Origin of the sequence: Streptomyces sp. NPDC006368 (genome assembly GCF_040612535.1) — a bacterium.
GTDB lineage: Bacteria > Actinomycetota > Actinomycetes > Streptomycetales > Streptomycetaceae > Streptomyces.
Window position 1 is genome coordinate 1,634 of record NZ_JBEXQK010000090.1, and the last position, 1,650, is coordinate 3,283.

Below are 1,650 nucleotides of genomic sequence, written 5' to 3' on the forward strand. Positions count from 1 at the left end.
CCCCCGAAGGGTCCAGGGCGGCTTCACGGCCTTAGCATCAGAGGATTCGATACTGGGCGTTTCAAAGCGGGTACCGGAATATCAACCGGTTGTCCATCGACTACGCCTGTCGGCCTCGCCTTAGGTCCCGACTTACCCTGGGCAGATCAGCTTGACCCAGGAACCCTTAGTCAATCGGCGCACACGTTTCTCACGTGTGTATCGCTACTCATGCCTGCATTCTCACTCGTGAACCGTCCACAACTCGCTTCCGCGGCTGCTTCACCCGGCACACGACGCTCCCCTACCCATCACAGTCCCCGTTGGGGGTATGTACTGCAATGACACGACTTCGGCGGTACGCTTGAGCCCCGCTACATTGTCGGCGCGGAATCACTTGACCAGTGAGCTATTACGCACTCTTTCAAGGGTGGCTGCTTCTAAGCCAACCTCCTGGTTGTCTCTGCGACTCCACATCCTTTCCCACTTAGCGTACGCTTAGGGGCCTTAGTCGATGCTCTGGGCTGTTTCCCTCTCGACCATGGAGCTTATCCCCCACAGTCTCACTGCCGCGCTCTCACTTACCGGCATTCGGAGTTTGGCTAAGGTCAGTAACCCGGTAGGGCCCATCGCCTATCCAGTGCTCTACCTCCGGCAAGAAACACACGACGCTGCACCTAAATGCATTTCGGGGAGAACCAGCTATCACGGAGTTTGATTGGCCTTTCACCCCTAACCACAGGTCATCCCCCAGGTTTTCAACCCTGGTGGGTTCGGTCCTCCACGAAGTCTTACCTCCGCTTCAACCTGCCCATGGCTAGATCACTCCGCTTCGGGTCTTGAGCGCGCTACTAAACCGCCCTATTCGGACTCGCTTTCGCTACGGCTTCCCCACACGGGTTAACCTCGCAACACACCGCAAACTCGCAGGCTCATTCTTCAAAAGGCACGCAGTCACGACTGCATGTGCAAGCACACACAGCGACGCTCCCACGGCTTGTAGGCACACGGTTTCAGGTACTATTTCACTCCGCTCCCGCGGTACTTTTCACCATTCCCTCACGGTACTATCCGCTATCGGTCACCAGGGAATATTTAGGCTTAGCGGGTGGTCCCGCCAGATTCACACGGGATTTCTCGGGCCCCGTGCTACTTGGGTGTCTCTTAAACGAGCCGTCAATGTTTCAGCTACGGGGGTCTTACCCTCTACGCCGGACCTTTCGCATGTCCTTCGCCTACATCAACGGTTTCTGACTCGTCTCACAGCCGGCAGACTGTGACAAAGAGATCCCACAACCCCGCATGCGCAACCCCTGCCGGGTATCACACGCATACGGTTTGGCCTCATCCGGTTTCGCTCGCCACTACTCCCGGAATCACGGTTGTTTTCTCTTCCTGAGGGTACTGAGATGTTTCACTTCCCCTCGTTCCCTCCACACTGCCTATGTGTTCAGCAGCGGGTGACAGCCCATGACGACTGCCGGGTTTCCCCATTCGGAAACCCCCGGATCAAAGCCTGGTTGACGGCTCCCCGGGGACTATCGTGGCCTCCCACGTCCTTCATCGGTTCCTGGTACCAAGGCATCCACCGTGCGCCCTTAAAAACTTGGCCACAGATGCTCGCGTCCACTGTGCAGTTCTCAAGCAACGACCAGCCACCCACCACCCCCG

Annotated in this window: 1 rRNA gene (running past one end of the window); it reads right to left on the reverse strand. The window is 57.5% G+C overall.

Annotation, left to right across the window (positions count from 1 at the left end):
- Window positions 1-1,591, reverse strand: a 23S ribosomal RNA gene (locus ABZZ38_RS30200); it reaches 1,632 nt to the left of the window's first position.
- Between the last annotated feature and the right edge of the window lie 59 nt (window positions 1,592-1,650).